The organism is Phytopseudomonas dryadis (genome assembly GCF_004327355.1).
In the GTDB taxonomy this organism is placed as follows: domain Bacteria; phylum Pseudomonadota; class Gammaproteobacteria; order Pseudomonadales; family Pseudomonadaceae; genus Aquipseudomonas; species Aquipseudomonas dryadis.
Genome location: NZ_QJUM01000025.1, coordinates 41609 through 58465, shown reverse-complemented (window position 1 = coordinate 58465; position 16857 = coordinate 41609). Strand labels below are relative to the sequence as shown.

Genomic DNA, 16857 nt, shown 5'->3' with positions numbered 1-16857 from the left:
GGACTCAGGGCAGGAACCAGGTGGACAGCGCCGGCACGTAGGTGATGATCATCACGTCCATGATCAGTACGCCGAGGAACAGCAGCAGCGGGCGCATCAGTTGCTCCATGCGCACGTTGGCCACCTGGCAGGCGACGAACAGGTTGACGCCGACCGGCGGGGTGACCATGCCGACCGCCAGGTTGACCACCATGATGCAGGCGAAGTGCACCGGGTCGATGCCGAACTGCATGGCCGCTGGCGCCAGGATCGGCGCGAGGATGATGATCGCCGCCAGGGTCTCGAGGAACATGCCGATCAGGAACAGCGCCACGTTGACGATCAGCAGGAACACCAGCGGGTTGTCGGAAATGCCGGTGATCAGGGTACCGAGCATGTGCGGCACGCGATTGATGGTCAGCATGTAGGCGAAGATCGCGGCGAAGGCGACGATGATCAGGATGATCGCCGAGGTCACCGCCGAGCGGCCGAACACATCCAGCAGGTCGCGCCAGCTCAGTTCGCGGTAGATGAACAGCCCCACCACCAGGCCGTACACCACCGCCACCACCGAGGCTTCGGTCGGGGTGAACATGCCACTGTAGATACCGCCGAGAATCACCATCGGCATGAGAATCGCGAAGAACGACTGCTTGAGCGCGAGCAGTACGCCCAGCGTCCACTGGCGCAGGGTGATCGGCTCGATCATGTCGTAGTTGCGCAGCCGGGCGATCAGGCAGGTGCAGACGATCAGCGAGAGGCCGACCAGCAGGCCGGGCAGAATGCCGGCGAGGAAGATCGAGGCCACCGAGACGTTGGCGGTCAGGGCGTAGACGATCATCGGGATCGACGGCGGAATGATCGCGCCCAGCTCGCCGGAACTGGCCGCCACCGCGGCGCCGAAGGGGCGTGGATAGCCCTTTTTCTCCATCGCCGGGATCAGCACCGAGCCGACCGCCGCGGTGGTTGCCGAGGACGAGCCGGACATGGTCGAGAAGAACATCGAGGTCAGTACCACCACACCGCCGAGGCCACCGCGGATCCAGCCGAGGATGGCGTTGGCCAGGTTGACCAGGCGCTTGGCGATGCCGCCGGACTGCATCAGGTTGCCGGCGAGAATGAAGAACGGAATGGCCATCAGGCTGAACGAGTCGAGGGACTCGAACACGCTCTGCGCCACGGTGACCAAGGGCATGCCCTGGTAGCTCAGCACCACCATCGAGGACGCGCCGAGGGCGATGGCGATCGGCACGCCGACGAACATCAGCACCAGCAGGGAGATGAAGAGAATGCCGATCATGCCTTGCCCTCCGCCAGAGCGGTGACGATTTCATCGTCCTCCTCGGCGCCGAGGATGCCGTCCTGCGAACGCCAGGCCTCGTAGACCAGCGCCAGGGTATTGAGCACGGACAGGCTGAAACCCACCGACATCGCCGAATAGGTCGCCACCATGGGCAGCTCCATGACCGGAGAGCCCTGAGTACGGCCGAGCTCGGCCCATTCCAGGCCGACCCAGATGAGGATCAGGTAGAAGCCCAGCGAGAGCAGGATCGACAGGTACTTGAGCCCGGCGCCGAGCTTGCGCGGCAGGGCGTAGATCAGCACCTGCACGCCGATCAGCTTGCCCTTGCGCGCGGCCACCGCGGCGCCGAGGAACACCACCCAGATCATCAGGTAACGCGACACTTCCTCGGTCCAGGGCAGGGCCAGGTCGTATTGCAGGTGACTGAAGACGAAGCGGGTGAGGATACCGGCGACCACGCAGAGCACCATGACCAGCATGGCCAGGCCGCACAGCCGGGTGACGAGGTCGTTGAGACGGTCGACGACGGCCAGCGGGTCGAAGCGCGGTCGCGCCCCTTTCCCTCCTGTCTCGTCGAATGCCAATGTCTTGTTCTTATTATTCATCGCTGTTTTCCCTCGCGGGGTTTTCGTGGGCGGAGACAGCCGGCCGGATGGCAGCTTCCAGTCCCGGCGTCGTTCTGGATCAGGGCACCTTGGAAGGTCGATGGAGGCGAGTATAGGAAGGCCGCCACGCACGTCGTTAGGACAATAGACACGGCATTCTTGGACTTTTTTCCAGGGCGGTTTTTTGCCTGTACTAATTGTCCAAGTCTGTGTTCAACTCATCGTCAGTCGGCGCTGAAAGCCCCCGGGGCTGGCGCTCGTATAGCGACACTTTCCTAACAAGAACAAAAGCCCGAAGGGCAGGAGAGCGAGCCATGTATGCCTGCAATTGCTGCAGCATTCCCACGTACAAGATCAGGGATTTCGGCGACTCGGTGAAGTCGGCGACATTCGATTTCGCGCGCATGCAGCACCGCATGAATATCCTGCCCTACCCCCATCGACACGATTTCTTCCATGTCATCTGGGTCACCCAGGGTTCGGGCACGCACGTCATCGACTCGGTGCGTTATTGCGTGAAACCCAACACCCTGTTCTTCATGATGCCGGGGCAGATCCACGACTTCGAACTGTCCGACGACACCGCCGGCTACAACCTCAATTTCAGCGCGGAGTACTTCCTGCTGAACATGCGCAACGACGTGGCAATCAGCGACATCCCGTTCTTCCGCATGGCCGATCCGATCCAGGCGCTGTACCTGACCGACGAGGTCGCCATCCAGCTGCAACGGGTCATCGACCGCATCGAGGAGGAATACCGCGGCGAGCGCACCGGCTACCACGACATCATCCGCTCCTACCTGCACATCTTCTTCCTGCACGCGGCGCGGCTGATCAGCGTGACGGACATCCAGGATCACGCCTCGCCGAACATCGTGCTGGCGCGACGCTTTCGCAAACTGCTGGAAAAGGAACCGATCACCCTGGTCAGCGCCGGGCGTTTCGCCTCGATGCTGCACATCACCGAGCGCAGACTCTCCGAAGCGACCAAGGTCGCCGAAGGGTTGACCGCCACCGAAGTCATCCAGCACCGCCTGGCGCTGGAGGCCAAGCGCCTGCTGGCGCATTCCGAGTTCAACATCGCCACGGTGGCGACCCGCCTGGGCTTCGACGACCCGGCGTATTTCAGCCGCTTCTTCAGGAAGAAAGTGGGACTGTCACCGTCGGAGTTCAAACGCAGCCTGCATGCCGACGAGGCGCTGAACGCCTGAACCGGGCCAACATGCGTAATTGAGATGGCAGCCATAAGACGGAAGCGGACGTTGAGCTGCAAGCCACAAGCTTCAAGCTAGAAGCGAGGCAGCCTGTAGGATGGGTGAAACCCATCAATTGCCGATGGGTTTCACCCATCCTACGAACGGCCGCTATCGCCTTGATCCTGCAGTTCATACCGAAACGAGAGCCTAGGCCTCAACCGCCAGTCGTAGGGTGGATGACGCTCTTTTCATCCACCATTGCGATTGCAGAGCGGTGGACGGATAAAGCGTCGTCCACCCTACGAAAGGCCGCTCTTGCCCGTGCACCCAAGCCTGACCGTTCCCGTGCAGCCTGCACAGGAATGCTCGGCCCGAGCAAGCGCTCAGCGCATCACGATTCCGCGACTGGCCATGTAGGCCTTGGCTTCCGGCACGGTGTATTCGCCGAAATGGAAGATGCTTGCCGCCAGCACCGCCGCGGCCTTGCCTTCGATGATGCCGTCAGCCAGGTGCTGCAGGTTGCCGACACCGCCGGAAGCGATCACCGGAATGCCGACCGCCTCGCTGATGGCACGGGTCACGCCGAGGTCGTAGCCACTCTTCACGCCGTCCTGATCCATGCTGGTCAGGAGGATCTCGCCAGCGCCCAGGCCTTCCATCTTCTGCGCCCAGGCCACCGCATCGAGGCCGGTGGGCTTGCGTCCGCCATGGGTGAAGATTTCCCAGCGCGGCGTTTCGCCCGGCGCCGATACCCGCTTGGCGTCGATGGCGACGACGATGCACTGCGAGCCGAAGCGCGAAGCGGCCTCGCCAACGAACTCGGGGGTGAACACCGCAGCCGTGTTGATCGATACCTTGTCGGCGCCGGCGTTGAGCAGGTTGCGGATGTCCATCACGGTACGCACGCCGCCGCCCACGGTCAGCGGGATGAACACCTGGCTGGCCATGCGCTCGACGGTGTGCAGCGTGGTGTCGCGACCGTCGACGCTGGCGGTGATATCGAGAAAGGTGATCTCGTCGGCGCCCTGCTCGTCGTAGCGCCGGGCGATTTCCACCGGGTCACCGGCGTCGCGGATGTTTTCGAACTTGACGCCCTTGACCACACGGCCATTGTCCACGTCGAGGCAGGGGATGATGCGTTTAGCGAGGGCCATGCGGGCCTCCCAATCCTGAATTCGCTGGAGGCTGGACGCTGGACGCTGAACGAAAAGGCAACTCGGCCATCGTCCAGCCTTCAGCTTTCAGCGCCTTTATTCGTCTTTTGCCTGCCGATCGCAGAACGCCTGGGCCTCGGCGACGTCCAGGGTGCCTTCGTAGATGGCCCGCCCGGTGATGGCGCCGATGATGCCCGGCGAACGGGCCAGCAGCAGCTTCTCGATATCGCCCAGGTTGTGGATACCGCCCGAGGCGATCACCGGGATACGGCTGGCGGCGGCCAGGGCCGCGGTGGCCTCGACGTTGCAGCCCTGCATCATGCCGTCCTTGGCGATGTCGGTATAGACGATCGCCGACACGCCATCGGCCTCGAAGCGGCGCGCCAGGTCGACGGCCTGCACGCTGCTGACTTCAGCCCAGCCGTCGGTGGCGACAAAACCGTCCTTGGCATCCAGGCCGACGATCACCTTGCCCGGAAAGGCCTTGCAGGCCTCGGCGACGAACTCGGGCTGCTTGACCGCCTTGGTGCCGATGATCACGTAGCTGACCCCGGCCCTGACGTAGTGCTCGATGGTTTCCAGCGAGCGGATACCGCCGCCGATCTGGATCGGCAGGTTCGGGTAGCGCTTGGCAATGGCGGTGACCACTTCGCCGTTGACCGGCTGGCCTTCGAAGGCGCCGTTGAGGTCGACCAGATGCAGACGCCGGCAACCGCCTTCCACCCATTTGGCGGCCATGCTCACCGGGTCGTCGGAGAACACCGTGGAGTCGTCCATGCGGCCCTGGCGCAGACGCACGCAGGCGCCGTCCTTGAGGTCGATAGCGGGGATAATCAACATTGGAAAATATTCCTCAAAAAACTGACTGTCAGGTTCGCTGGAGGCTAAAGGCTGAGGGCTGGACGAAAAAGCGGTACGGTATCGTCCGGCCTTCGGCGTCCAGCCTCGCGCGCAGCGCGCGTCTTCACCACCTGCCATCCCAGGCGGCGAAGTTCTGCAGCAGCTGCAGGCCATGGGTATGGCTCTTCTCCGGGTGGAACTGCACAGCGAAACGCGAGCCGTCGGCCAGCGCCGCGGCGAAATCCTTGCCGTAGTGGCCGCGTCCGATCACCTGGCGGACATTGCCCGCTTCGATGTAATAGCTGTGCACGAAGTAGAAGCGCGCCAGATCGGGGATGTTGTGCCACAGCGGATGCCTGATCGCCTGGCTCACCTCGTTCCAGCCCATGTGCGGCACCTTGAGCGGTTCGCCGTCTTCGACCATGTCCTTGCCGAAGAAGCGCACCTGGCCGGGGAACAGGCCGATGCAGTCGACACCGTCGTTCTCCTCGCTGCGCTCGAGCAATGCCTGCATGCCCACGCAGATACCGAGGAACGGCCGATCCTGACTGACCTCGCGCACCAGCGCATCGAAGCCCAGGCGGCGGATCTCGGCCATGCAATCGCGAATCGCGCCGACGCCGGGGAATACCACCCGGTCGGCCTCGCGGATCACCTGGGCATCGCTGGTCACCAGCACGCGGCCGGCGCCGACGTGCTCCAGCGCCTTGGCCACCGAGTGCAGGTTGCCCATGCCGTAGTCGATGACAGCAACCGTCTGCATCAGAGCACGCCCTTGGTCGATGGCATCTGCCCGGCCATGCGCGGATCGAGCTCGACGGCCATGCGCAGGGCGCGGCCGAAGGCCTTGAACACGGTCTCGATCTGGTGGTGGGTGTTCACGCCACGCAGGTTATCGATGTGCAGGCTGACCAGGGCATGGTTGACGAAGCCCTGGAAGAACTCCTGGAACAGGTCGACATCGAAGCCGCCGACCACGGCGCGGGTGAACGGCACGTGCATCTGCAGGCCCGGGCGGCCGGAGAAGTCGATCACCACGCGCGACAGCGCTTCATCCAGCGGCACGTAGGAATGGCCGTAGCGGGTCATGCCCTTCTTGTCGCCGACAGCTTTGGCGAAGGCCTGGCCGAGGGTGATGCCGACGTCCTCGACGGTGTGATGATCGTCGATGTGCAGGTCGCCCTTGCACTCGATGTCCAGGTCGATCAGGCCGTGGCGGGCGATCTGGTCGAGCATGTGCTCCATGAAAGGCACGCCGATATCGAAACGCGCCTTGCCGGTGCCATCCAGGTTGATGGAGACCTTGATCTGGGTCTCCAGGGTATTGCGCTCGACGAATGCCGTACGTTCGGCCATCACCTGCTCCACAAAATCGTTGGGCGAAAGGGCAGGCATTATAGGCCAATTAGCGACGAACCTAGAAATCCATAGGGGAAAAATGGAGGCTGGAGGCTGGAGGCTGGAGGCTGGAGGCTGGAGGCTGGAGGCTGGAGGCTGGAGGCTGGAGGCTGGAGGCTGGAGGCTGGACAGGGTTGTGGTCGGCCTTGCCCCAGTCAAGCTTTTTCGTCCAGCCTCCAGCCTTTGGCGCTCTTATCGGCTTCTGCCCCGTAGCCTGGGTTGAGCGGAGCGACACCCAGGTAAAACCTCCCCGGGTGTCGCTCCGCTCAACCCGGGCTACCAGGCTTTTTCGTCCAGCTTCCAGCCTCCAGCGCTTTTCTCGGCTTTTATTGGAACAGTACGACGGTCTTCTGCAGGGTGATCCACACCCCCCAGGCCAGCGGAATACCCACTGCCAGCCAGGCGGCGATCACCAGCGGCCGGGTGGCCGGGTTGGCCGCCCATTCCAGTTCGCTCGCACTCGGCGCGGCCTTCTCGCCATGAGCACGCTCGGCGGCCAGCTCTTCTTCGGTCATGAAGTACTTGGGCGCCACCGGACGCACCAGCAGGTTGCAGATGAAGCCCAGCACCAGCAGGCCGGCGAGGATGTACAGGGTGATGTCATAGGCGGCAGCACGCTCCACGCCGATGCTCAGCTGGTATTCGCGCAGGTAGTTGACCAGTACCGGACCAAGCACACCAGCCACCGCCCAGGCGGTGAGCAGGCGTCCGTGGATGGCGCCGACCATCTGCGTGCCGAACAGGTCCGCCAGATAGGCGGGAACCGTGGCGAAACCGCCGCCGTACATCGACAGGATGATGCAGAACGCCAGGACGAACAGCGCCAGGCTACCCAGGTGCCCGAGCATCGGCACGGCGGCGTAGAGCGCGAAGCCCAGGGCGAAGAACACGAAGTAGGTGCCCTTGCGACCGATGAAGTCCGAACAGGAGGCCCAGAAGAAGCGCCCACCGATGTTGAACAGGCTGAGCAGGCCGGTGAAGCCGGCGGCGATGGCGGCGATCTGCCCCAGCTGGACGGCGTTCAGCTCGTTGAAGGACAGATCGTTGCCCAGCAACTTGCCGGCGAAGACCTCCTGCAGCAGCGGCGAAGCCATGCCGATGATGCCGATACCGGCCGACACGTTCAGGCACAGCACGGCCCAGACCAGCCAGAACTGCGGCGTCTTCCAGGCGGTGTTCACGTGCACGTGGCCCTTGGTGATCATCGCGTTGTTGGCCTTGGCCGCCGGTGCGACCCAGCCCGCCGGCTTCCAGCCGGTCGGCGGAACACGGTAGGCCAGCGCGCCACCGATCATGAAGATGAAGTAGATCACCGCCATGACCACGAAGCTCTGCCAGACACCCACACTGGTTTCACTGGCGAAGTGGCCCATCAGCTCGGCGGCCAGCGGCGCACCGACCATCGCACCGCCACCGAAGCCCATGATCGCCATGCCGGTGGCCATGCCGCGCTTGTCCGGAAACCATTTGATCAGGGTCGAAACCGGCGAGATGTAGCCCAGCCCCAGGCCGATGCCACCGATCACCCCGGAGCCGATCCACAACAGCCAGATCTGGTGCGTATAGATGCCGAACGCGGAAATCAGCAAGCCACCGCACCAGCACAGCGCCGAGACCACACCGGCCTTGCGCGGGCCGGCATGCTCCAGCCACCCGCCCCATACGGCGGCCGAACAACCGAGGAAGACGAAGAACAGGGTGTAGATCCAGCCCAGCATGGAAATCTGCCAGTCGCAGTTGCTGGCGAAGATCTGCTCGAAGAAGCCGATATCCGGCGCACAGGCGACGGCGCTGTCGATACCGATGGCTTTCGACAACGGCAGCCAGAATACGGAGAACCCGTAGGCCATGCCGATGCACAGGTGGATTGCGAGGGCGGCTGGTGGAACCAGCCAGCGGTTGAAGCCCGGCTTCGCGATGATGCGCTCCTTGGAAAGGAACGCTGGAGTCGTCGCTGAAGCGCCGTTTTGCACGATGGCGTCAGTCATTTTCTTCTCTTTAATTGTTAGTTGTTGGCAAACCAGTGAGGGAGCACTTGGGAAACGCAAGAATAACGGTGTTAAACATAAAGCAAAATATTTTTAAACGAATCATCCGTCTCGGCTCGCGGGGCCTGCCAACGCCGCGGATTGCCGACACCGGCGGCAGGAGGGGACAGGCGCGGCGCAGAGCTCCCGGGCGGGATGGCGATCCGCTCTTCAGCGGACGACAATTCACCAGACGGCCGCCAGCGTGACACACGGAAGCCACCGCGGCTTGCTATGCTCAGCCGCCCGCTCCCTGCATTCGACGGTACGCCATGGATAGCATCGACACCCTGATCATCGGCGCCGGAGCCCTGGGCCTGGCCTGCGCCGCCCGCCTGGCGGAGCCCGGGCGCAGCACCCTGATCGTCGAGGCCGAGACATTGATCGGCAGCCACACCTCCAGCCGCAACTCCGAAGTGATCCATGCCGGGATCTACTATGCGCCCGGCTCGCTGAAGGCCGAACTGTGCCTGGAAGGCCGCGAGCGCCTGTATGGCTGGTGCGAGCGGCACCGGGTGCCCTACAGGCGCCTCGGCAAACTGCTGGTGGCGGTCGGCGCCGAAGAACGCGGCAAGCTCGAGCAACTCGCCAGCAATGCCAGAGCCTGCGGCGTGGACGAACTACAGCCCATCTCGGCCGCCCGCCTCGCCACCCTGGAACCCGCCGTGCGCGGCGTGGCCGCCCTGCTGTCGCCGAACACCGGCATCATCGACAGCCACGCCTTCATGCAGTCGCTGCTGGCCCGGGCCGAACGCCAGGGCGCACAACTGGTGCTGCAGACCCGGGTCGACCGGCTCGAACTGGCCAGCGACGGCTGGATCGCCAGCGGCACCAGCGCCGGCGAGGCCTTCAGCCTCAAGGCGCAGCGGGTGATCAACGCGGGCGGGCTGTTCGCCCAGCACCTGGCCCGCCATACCCAGGGCCTGGCGGCGCAGTACATCCCCCAGTTGCACCTGTGCAAGGGCAGCTACTTCAATTACAGCGGCCGTTCGCCGTTTCGGCATCTGGTCTACCCGATGCCGGAAGCCAACACCGCCGGCCTCGGCGTGCACGCCACCCTCGACCTGGGCGGCCAGTTGCGCTTCGGCCCGGACACCCGCTATCTCGAGACGATCGACTACCGCGTCGACGAGCAGTTGCGTGACGCCTTCGCCACTGCCATCGGCCGCTATTTTCCGGCGCTCGACGCCGACAGGCTGATCCCCGGCTACAGCGGCATCCGGCCGAAACTCAGCGGCGCCGGGGAACCGGCCGCCGACTTCGTTCTCCAAATGCCCACGGATCACGGCCTCGCGGGGCTGGTCAACCTGTTCGGCATCGAATCACCGGGATTGACCGCCAGCCTGGCGATTGCCGAGCGTGTGGCGGATCGTCTTTAGCCCCGCCGCGCTCGTCGGCGCTATACTCGCGCACTCCAATTTCTCGTCATCGAAAAGGATTCGTCCATGAAAGCGCTCGGCAAACTCCTGGGTCTGTTCTTCCTCGGGCTGTTGCTGATCATCGTGGCCCTGGGCTTCGCCCTGACCCACCTGTTCGATCCCAACGATTACAAAGACGAAATCCGTCAGTTGGCCAGGGACAAGGCCAACCTGGAGCTGACCCTCAATGGCGATATCGGCTGGAGCCTGTTCCCCTGGCTCGGCCTGGAACTGACCGACGCCACCCTGGCCAGCGCCAGCACCCCGGACAAGCCCTTCGCCACCCTGCGCCTGCTCGGCCTGTCGGTGCGCGTGCTGCCGCTGCTGCGCAAGGAAGTGCAGATGAGCGACATCCGCGTCGACGGCCTCAACTTGGACCTGCAACGCGACGAGAACGGCCACGGCAACTGGGAAGACGTCGGCCAACCACGCACAGCCGCGGCGGCGGATGCCCAGGCGGACCAGAGCGCCGCCAGCGACACGCCGCAGTCCGTGCCGAGCGGCAGCACAGCAAGCAGCGCCCAGCCGATCAAGCTGGACATCGACAGCCTGATCGTCAATGGCGCCCGGGTGGACTACCACGACGCGCAGAAGGGCCAGCAATTCAGCGCCGAGAGCATCCAGCTGACCACCGGCGCGATCCGCGAGGGCGCCAGCGTGCCGATCAAGCTCAGCGCCTTCTTCGGCAGCAACCAGCCGGTCATGCGGGCGCGCAGCGAACTGCAGGGCGAGCTGCGCTTCGACCGCGTGCTCAAGCGCTATCAGCTCGAAGACGCCAAACTTTCCGGGGAGGCCTCCGGCGAGCCGTTCAACGGCCAGACCCTGACCTACGCCATGCAGGGCCAGTTGCTGGTCGACCTCGCCGCCCAGGTGGCCGAGTGGAATGGCCTGAAACTCTCGGCCAACCAGCTGCGCGCCCTGGGCGAGCTGAAGGTGCGCGACCTCAACGATGCGCCGAAGCTCAGCGGCGGGCTGTCGGTGGCGCCGGTGAACCTGCGCGAATTCCTCGCCAGCCTCGGCCAGAAGCTGCCAGCGATGAGCGACGGCAAGACCCTGGCGCAATTCGAACTGGTCACCCGCCTCAACGGCACGCCGAACAGCCTGTCGCTGGATGACCTGAGCATCAAGCTCGACGACAGCAGCTTCTCCGGGCAGATCGCCGTGGCCGACTTCGCCAAGCAGGCGCTGCGCCTGCAACTCAAGGGCGACCGCCTCGACCTCGACCGCTATCTGCCCGCCCCCGCCAAGGACGACAAGAGTGCCGGGGCCGCACGCCAGGCCGAAGTGCGCGAAAGCATCGCCAATGCCGGACAGAACGGCAGCACCCCGGTGCCCAGCGCGCCCACCCAGCAGGCCTGGAGCTCGGCCGAGGTGCTGCCGATCAACACCCTGCGCAAGCTCGACCTGCAAGTGGCCCTCAACCTCGGCCAGTTGACCCTGAAACAGCAGGCAATCGACAACCTCAGCCTCAAGGCCCGCAGCCAGGGCGGCTCGCTGACCCTGGAAGAACTGCGCGGCAACCTGGGCAGCGGCACCTTCGACGTCAAGGCCACGGCCGACGTACGCCCGGCCGTGCCGGTACTCGGCCTGCACAGCCGTCTGCAACGCATTGCCCTCGAACCGTTCCTGAAAAGCCCGGAGCGCGCGGCACCACTCAAGGGCCTGCTCGACCTGCAGAGCGACCTGACCACCAGCGGCAACAGCCAGAAAGCCTGGGTCGAGGCGCTCAACGGCACGGCCAGCTTCCTGCTCAATGACGGCGTGCTGGTCGATGCCAACCTCGAGCAGCAACTGTGCCGCGGCATTGCCACCCTCAACCGCAAGCCGCTGGCAGGCGAGCCGCGCAGCAAGGACACCCCCTTCGAGACCCTGCAGGGCAGCCTCAGCCTGCGCAACGGCGTGGCCCACAACCCGGACCTCAAGGCCCGCGTCCCCGGCCTCAGCGTGGCCGGCAATGGCGACCTCGACCTGCGCGTGCTGGGCCTGGATTACCGGGTCGGCATCACCATCGAAGGCGACCAGCGCGAAATGCCGGACCCCGCCTGCGAAGTCAACCGTCGCTACGTTGGCATTGCCTGGCCGCTGCACTGTCGCGGCCCGCTGGAACTGGGCGCCAAGGCCTGCCGCCTGGACCAGGAAGGCATGGGCAAGGTCGCCGCCAAACTGGCCGGTGACCGCATCAACGAAAAACTCGAAGAGAAGCTCGGCGACAAGGTCAGCCCGGAACTGAAAGACGCCCTCAAGGGCCTGTTCAACCGATGAACGCCGAGCAGTTTTCCAGCGCGGTACTGAACTGGTACGACTTGCACGGGCGCAAGGACCTGCCCTGGCAGCAGGACATCACGCCCTACCGCGTGTGGGTATCGGAAATCATGCTGCAGCAGACCCAGGTCAGCACCGTGCTCGGCTATTTCGACCGCTTCATGGCCGCCCTGCCCACGGTGCGCGACCTGGCCGAGGCGCCCGAGGACGAAGTGCTGCACCTGTGGACGGGCCTGGGCTACTACACCCGCGCCCGCAACCTGCAGAAGACCGCGCAGATCGTCATGCGCGAGCATGGCGGCGAATTCCCGCGCGACGTCGAGTCCCTCACCGCCCTGCCCGGCATCGGCCGCTCCACCGCAGGCGCCATCGCCAGCCTGAGCATGGGCCTGCGCGCGCCGATCCTCGATGGCAACGTCAAACGCGTACTGGCCCGCTACGTGGCCCAGGAAGGCTATCCGGGCGAGCCCAAGGTGGCGAAACAGCTGTGGGCCGTGGCCGAGCGCTTCCTGCCGCAGACCCGGGTCAACCACTACACCCAGGCAATGATGGACCTGGGCGCCACGCTGTGCACGCGGAGCAAGCCCAGTTGCCTGATCTGCCCCCTGCAGAGCGGCTGCGAGGCCCATATGCTCGGCCTGGAAATCCGCTACCCGGTGGCCAAGCCCCGCAAGGCGCTACCGCAGAAGCGCACGCTGATGCCGATCCTGGCCAACCGTGACGGCGACATCCTGCTCTACCGACGCCCGTCGACCGGTCTCTGGGGCGGCCTGTGGAGCCTGCCGGAACTGGACGACCTCGCCGCCCTGGCGCCACTGGCCAGCCAACACCGCCTGCAGCTCGGCGCCCGCCGCGAACTGAGCGGCCTGACCCACACCTTCAGCCACTTCCAGTTGGCCATCGAGCCCTGGCTGATCGAGGTCGACGGCACGCCGGGCCACGTGGCCGAGGCCGACTGGCTCTGGTATAACCTCGCCACCCCGCCGCGCCTGGGCCTCGCCGCTCCGGTGAAGACCCTGCTCAAACGCGCGGCCGAAGCACTGAACACAGGAGAAATGGCATGACCCGCACCGTGATGTGCCGCAAGCACAAGCAACAACTGCCCGGCCTGGATCGCGCGCCCTACCCGGGCGCCAAAGGCGAGGACATCTACCAGAACGTCTCCAAGCAGGCCTGGGAGGAATGGCAGAAACACCAGACGCTGCTGATCAACGAACGTCGCCTGAACATGATGAACGCCGAGGACCGCAAATTCCTCCAGGCCGAGATGGACAAGTTCCTCTCCGGCGAGGATTACGCCAAGGCGGACGGCTACGTTCCCCCCAGCGAATAGCCCCTCGCCACGTAAACGCCCGTTATCTTTAAATATTTTTCCAACTCGCGCTTGACAGGCAAAAGCTAAATCCGTCTAATAGCGCCCCGTTGCCCAGGTAGCTCAGTCGGTAGAGCAGGGGATTGAAAATCCCCGTGTCGGCGGTTCGATTCCGTCCCTGGGCACCACCTTTCGTTTTCAGGTGGTGCCAAAATCACCCGAAAACCCAGCAGAGAGCCCGCCCCAGTGCGGGCTTTTTGTTGTCTGCAATTTTCCCCACTGCATGTTCAAACGCTTAGGGACATCTTTGGGACATATCCAGTTCGGCCACCCAAAAGCCCCCCGAAGCCAAAGCCTTAAAGACAGCCATAGCAACGGACTCCAAGGCCGGTCACGCAAGCCGATGCCGAACACCTCCCCCCCCAACCTTTCCATCTGTCCCAGTACAGGCCATGGCGCATCAGTCGCCACTCAATGTCACCATCATGTCGGCGAAGGTAGAGCCATCAAGGGCTCCACCTGGAACAACAGTACATAGGGGTTGGCGCCAATGTGGCGTGCCACCTCCAGAAACTCGATGACATCCAGCCGGCGTTCGCCGCGCTCGAACTTCGACACGAACGACTGTGGCCGTCCCAGCCTCGCAGACAATTCCTGCTGCGTCATGTCCGCGTCCCTGCGTGCTTCTATCAACAAGGCGAGCAGCCGCTGGTAGGGTGCGGAATGAATGGTTTTCATGGGTATACCGGATTGTGGGCCGGCAACCTAAATAAACCCGTTTTAGGTTTATCCCAAAATGGGTTTTAGATAGCATGTGCGATTCAAGGGAGATCGCACATGGTGCAGATGGGGAAATGGGTGACACAGCGACTACGGGCATCCTATTTGGTTGATACCGCCGCCGGGCTAATCGATATGTGCCGGCCTGGTGCTCGGTATGGGATCAAACGTTCTGCCTCAGGGCGCTTGAGGATTCGCTTCTATGGTGGCCCCTTCTATCCTGCAATGGTCAATGATCTGGAGCGGGCCTTCGAGCGCTTCGGCCATCTGGTCGAGCGTGGCGAGGAACTGAGCGGCGCCCAGTGGGCTGACAGGATCATAGCCAGCGGCCAGTCGGCAACCTCCGCCGAGTTGGCCGCTATTCGTACCCTGTTGCGGATTGCCTGAACGGCCTATCCTGAGCAGCCTGGATAACGGCGGTTACCGGTAGAACGCGAACTATCTTCGTCACCATTGCGGTGACGCTGACAAATGGATTTCGCCTGTTTGGGCGGGGCGGCTCAAGCTCCGCCAGCAGATTGAAATGGCTTTCGTACCTGAGAACACTTCGTTTTTTGTGCTGCTGAGTCGCTATGACCACTTAGCAAAAAGCTTAAGTGGAAAAGGCGTGACTCAAGCAGCGCAAGACACCTTAGAAAACCTGCATGTTCACAGGCCGCTGATATGTCTTCAGCCCTTAACATGGTTTAACAACGCCGCTGCATGGCGTGTCTTTCGATGCGTCAGCCAGAAAGCCCACCGCAACCTGCTTCAGCGTGTGTCGAACTGTAAACAGGTTATTTACAGAGATGCCTTGAATTAGCGTAAACATGTTGTTTACAATCCCCTCATGATCAAGACATTCAAACACAAAGGGCTTGAGGTCTTTTTCACGACCGGCAAGACGAAGGGCATCCAGGCTGACCATGCCAGACGCCTGTCTCGCCAACTGCTCGCGCTGAATGACGCGACCCAGGCCACCGACATGGATCTGCCCGGCTGGCGCTTGCACCCTCTGAAAGGCGAGTTGGCAAGCCACTGGTCGGTGCGCGTCTCCGGTAACTGGCGGTTGACCTTCCGCTTCATCGGCGAGGACGCCGAACTGGTCGATTATCAGGACTACCACTAGAGGACTTGCCATGCGTATGCACAACCCGCCGCACCCTGCGGAAACCCTGCGCGAGGACGTGCTCCCCGAGCTGGATATCACGATCACCGACTTCGCCACGGCCTTGGGCTATTCGCGGGTTCAACTGTCCAAGGTGCTCAACGGCCACGCCTCGATCACACCCGACCTGGCCGTACGTCTGGAGCGCGCCGGCATTGGCCAGGCGCGCCACTGGCTGACCATGCAGGCGAGCTACGACCTGTGGCAGGCCGAACAGCGCGACCAGCCCGTCGTCAAGCGCCTCTATCACCACGCCGCGTGACCCTATCACCGACACGAAGTTGAGCGAGTGAGGCATGTAGCCCGACTTTTGCCCAGGTCGCGGGCATGGATACTCAATTGACGACGGCGGATCGGGCGAAACTAACTCGCTTCGATATTCTCGGGATTCGATCGCACCGGGATAAACATCCGTGGTGCCAGCAGCATCGGAGAAAACGGAAAACCGGCCTCGAGCCGGTTTCTTTGTGGCCTGCCATCCGTGGCGGCATCCTGCGGACCGTCGCAAGCGACGTCAAAAATGGCCCCCGGCCATTTTTATTGTCCGCGGAAAAACACCGCCTGGCGGATAGCCTGAACACCTGTGGCAGGCCGCTCCTCCAACCTGCATGGACGGATCTATCGATCCGTGCCGAACGTAGCCGGAGCCAGCCATGCACGTCACCATCGCCCTGAATGCCGCGAACGATCCACAGCTGCCGGACGAGGAGCCGATCAACGATCCGGGTAACGAAGACCCGGGTTCGGTGATCGATCCGGACCTGCCGCCGCGCTCACCGGTTCCGCCCAGGGAGCCGGATCGCCCGCAGCGCCCCGTGGAAGAGCCACAAGCGCCGAAACCGACCCGACACTAGCCCTGGCCTCGGATCGTCCCATAGGCATGCTTGCAGGCAGCGCTGCCTAATGGCGCAGGCGAGCCTGGGAATGGGTGAAGGCGAGGCGCCTATCGATACCATCGCGGTAAGAGCCGTTGCCGTGAAAAGCCTGAGCCTGGCTTCAGTCGAGCAGGTGGTCGATCTGCGCGCGCAGGGTGTCGAGGGTGAAAGGCTTGCTCAGCAGCGGCGCGGAGTCGAGCAGCGCACTACCGGTTTCGCGCACTTCGGCGGGATGGCCGCTGATGAAGATGACCTTGAGATCAAGCCGCAGCAGCAATGCCGGCTCGGCGATGCGCACGCCGGATACGCCACCGGGCAGGCGGAAATCGGTGATCAGCAGATCCAGGTGCGGCCTGGCCGCGAGAATGGCGAAGGCCGCCGTGGCGCAATCGGCCTGCAGCACGACGTAGCCCTCGCCCTGCAGGTATTCGGCGAGCAGCATCAACAGGAGCGGATCGTCCTCGACGATCAGCACGGTTGGCGTGGGATGACTCATGCGACCAGCTCCTTGGCCCGACGGCGGGCGGCTTTTTCACCTTCGCTTCGACCTTGCCGCCCAGC

At 63.7% G+C, this 16857-nt stretch carries 18 protein-coding genes and 1 tRNA gene; 10 read left to right on the top strand and 9 right to left on the bottom strand.

What is annotated here, in order from left to right:
- Positions 1–4 precede the first annotated feature (4 nt).
- Together DNK34_RS19395 and DNK34_RS19390 are read right to left on the bottom strand one after the other, a co-directional pair.
- Positions 5–1279: a TRAP transporter large permease gene (locus DNK34_RS19395; RefSeq protein WP_131176683.1), complete on the bottom strand. Its 1275-nt coding sequence runs from the start codon at positions 1277–1279 to the stop codon at positions 5–7.
- A complete protein-coding gene (locus DNK34_RS19390; RefSeq protein ID WP_131176682.1) occupies positions 1276–1887 on the bottom strand; it encodes a TRAP transporter small permease in 612 nt (203 codons plus the stop codon). Before DNK34_RS19390 ends, DNK34_RS19395 begins: the two co-directional genes overlap by 4 nt.
- Positions 1888–2201: 314 nt before the next feature.
- On the opposite strand from DNK34_RS19390, the gene DNK34_RS19385 reads away from it, so the two are divergent.
- Entirely contained in the window at positions 2202–3098 is an 897-nt protein-coding gene (locus DNK34_RS19385; protein ID WP_131176681.1) for a helix-turn-helix domain-containing protein, read from the top strand.
- A gap of 368 nt (positions 3099–3466) precedes the next feature.
- Here the strand turns inward: DNK34_RS19385 and hisF are convergent, their stop codons facing one another.
- The 5 genes from hisF to DNK34_RS19355 all read right to left on the bottom strand — a co-directional run bounded on the left by hisF (position 3467) and on the right by DNK34_RS19355 (position 8463).
- Positions 3467–4237 carry an imidazole glycerol phosphate synthase subunit HisF gene (gene hisF / locus DNK34_RS19380; RefSeq protein ID WP_131176680.1) on the bottom strand — a complete coding sequence of 257 codons (771 nt, stop codon included), beginning with the start codon at positions 4235–4237 and terminating at the stop codon, positions 3467–3469.
- A gap of 96 nt (positions 4238–4333) precedes the next feature.
- Positions 4334–5077, bottom strand: coding sequence for a 1-(5-phosphoribosyl)-5-[(5-phosphoribosylamino)methylideneamino]imidazole-4-carboxamide isomerase (gene hisA, locus DNK34_RS19375; RefSeq protein WP_131176679.1), 744 nt, complete (start codon positions 5075–5077; stop codon positions 4334–4336).
- A 124-nt stretch (positions 5078–5201) separates the two neighbouring features.
- On the bottom strand, positions 5202–5840 hold the full coding sequence (gene hisH / locus DNK34_RS19370; RefSeq protein ID WP_131176678.1) for an imidazole glycerol phosphate synthase subunit HisH: 639 nt from the start codon (positions 5838–5840) through the stop codon (positions 5202–5204).
- Positions 5840–6433, bottom strand: coding sequence for an imidazoleglycerol-phosphate dehydratase HisB (hisB, locus tag DNK34_RS19365; protein WP_131176677.1), 594 nt, complete (start codon positions 6431–6433; stop codon positions 5840–5842). Before hisB ends, hisH begins: the two co-directional genes overlap by 1 nt.
- 368 nt (positions 6434–6801) lie before the next feature.
- Positions 6802–8463, bottom strand: coding sequence for an OFA family MFS transporter (locus DNK34_RS19355; RefSeq protein ID WP_131176676.1), 1662 nt, complete (start codon positions 8461–8463; stop codon positions 6802–6804).
- A gap of 311 nt (positions 8464–8774) precedes the next feature.
- Here DNK34_RS19355 and DNK34_RS19350 point away from each other — a divergent pair, with 311 nt between their 5' ends.
- The 5 genes from DNK34_RS19350 (at position 8775) to DNK34_RS19330 (ending at position 13682) form a co-directional block, all read left to right on the top strand.
- The gene (locus DNK34_RS19350) at positions 8775–9881 is read left to right on the top strand and encodes an NAD(P)/FAD-dependent oxidoreductase (RefSeq protein WP_131176675.1); all 1107 of its coding nucleotides are present in this window, start codon (positions 8775–8777) and stop codon (positions 9879–9881) included.
- Positions 9882–9947: 66 nt separating this feature from the next.
- A complete protein-coding gene (locus DNK34_RS19345; protein ID WP_131176674.1) occupies positions 9948–12182 on the top strand; it encodes an AsmA family protein in 2235 nt (744 codons plus the stop codon).
- On the top strand, positions 12179–13246 hold the full coding sequence (mutY, locus tag DNK34_RS19340) for an A/G-specific adenine glycosylase (RefSeq protein WP_131176673.1): 1068 nt from the start codon (positions 12179–12181) through the stop codon (positions 13244–13246). Before DNK34_RS19345 ends, mutY begins: the two co-directional genes overlap by 4 nt.
- Positions 13243–13515 carry an oxidative damage protection protein gene (locus DNK34_RS19335; protein ID WP_131176672.1) on the top strand — a complete coding sequence of 91 codons (273 nt, stop codon included), beginning with the start codon at positions 13243–13245 and terminating at the stop codon, positions 13513–13515. The genes mutY and DNK34_RS19335 overlap by 4 nt, the downstream gene beginning before the upstream one ends.
- 91 nt (positions 13516–13606) lie before the next feature.
- A tRNA-Phe gene (locus DNK34_RS19330) sits at positions 13607–13682 on the top strand.
- 295 nt (positions 13683–13977) lie between these two features.
- Here the strand turns inward: DNK34_RS19330 and DNK34_RS19325 are convergent.
- A complete protein-coding gene (locus tag DNK34_RS19325) occupies positions 13978–14232 on the bottom strand; it encodes a helix-turn-helix domain-containing protein (RefSeq protein ID WP_131176671.1) in 255 nt (84 codons plus the stop codon).
- A gap of 99 nt (positions 14233–14331) precedes the next feature.
- Between DNK34_RS19325 and DNK34_RS19320 the strand changes: the two genes are divergently transcribed.
- The 4 genes from DNK34_RS19320 to DNK34_RS19305 all read left to right on the top strand — a co-directional run bounded on the left by DNK34_RS19320 (position 14332) and on the right by DNK34_RS19305 (position 16275).
- Positions 14332–14661: a hypothetical protein gene (locus DNK34_RS19320; RefSeq protein WP_242675358.1), complete on the top strand. Its 330-nt coding sequence runs from the start codon at positions 14332–14334 to the stop codon at positions 14659–14661.
- Positions 14662–15103: 442 nt separating this feature from the next.
- The gene (locus tag DNK34_RS19315; protein WP_131176670.1) at positions 15104–15382 is read left to right on the top strand and encodes a type II toxin-antitoxin system RelE/ParE family toxin; all 279 of its coding nucleotides are present in this window, start codon (positions 15104–15106) and stop codon (positions 15380–15382) included.
- Between the two features lie 10 nt (positions 15383–15392).
- Positions 15393–15683, top strand: coding sequence for a HigA family addiction module antitoxin (locus tag DNK34_RS19310; RefSeq protein WP_131176669.1), 291 nt, complete (start codon positions 15393–15395; stop codon positions 15681–15683).
- A 391-nt stretch (positions 15684–16074) separates the two neighbouring features.
- Positions 16075–16275 (top strand): hypothetical protein, encoded by a 201-nt coding sequence (locus DNK34_RS19305; RefSeq protein ID WP_131176668.1) that lies wholly within the window; start codon positions 16075–16077, stop codon positions 16273–16275.
- 142 nt (positions 16276–16417) lie between these two features.
- Here the strand turns inward: DNK34_RS19305 and DNK34_RS19300 are convergent, their stop codons facing one another.
- Positions 16418–16792 (bottom strand): response regulator, encoded by a 375-nt coding sequence (locus tag DNK34_RS19300; RefSeq protein ID WP_131176667.1) that lies wholly within the window; start codon positions 16790–16792, stop codon positions 16418–16420.
- Between the last annotated feature and the right edge of the window lie 65 nt (positions 16793–16857).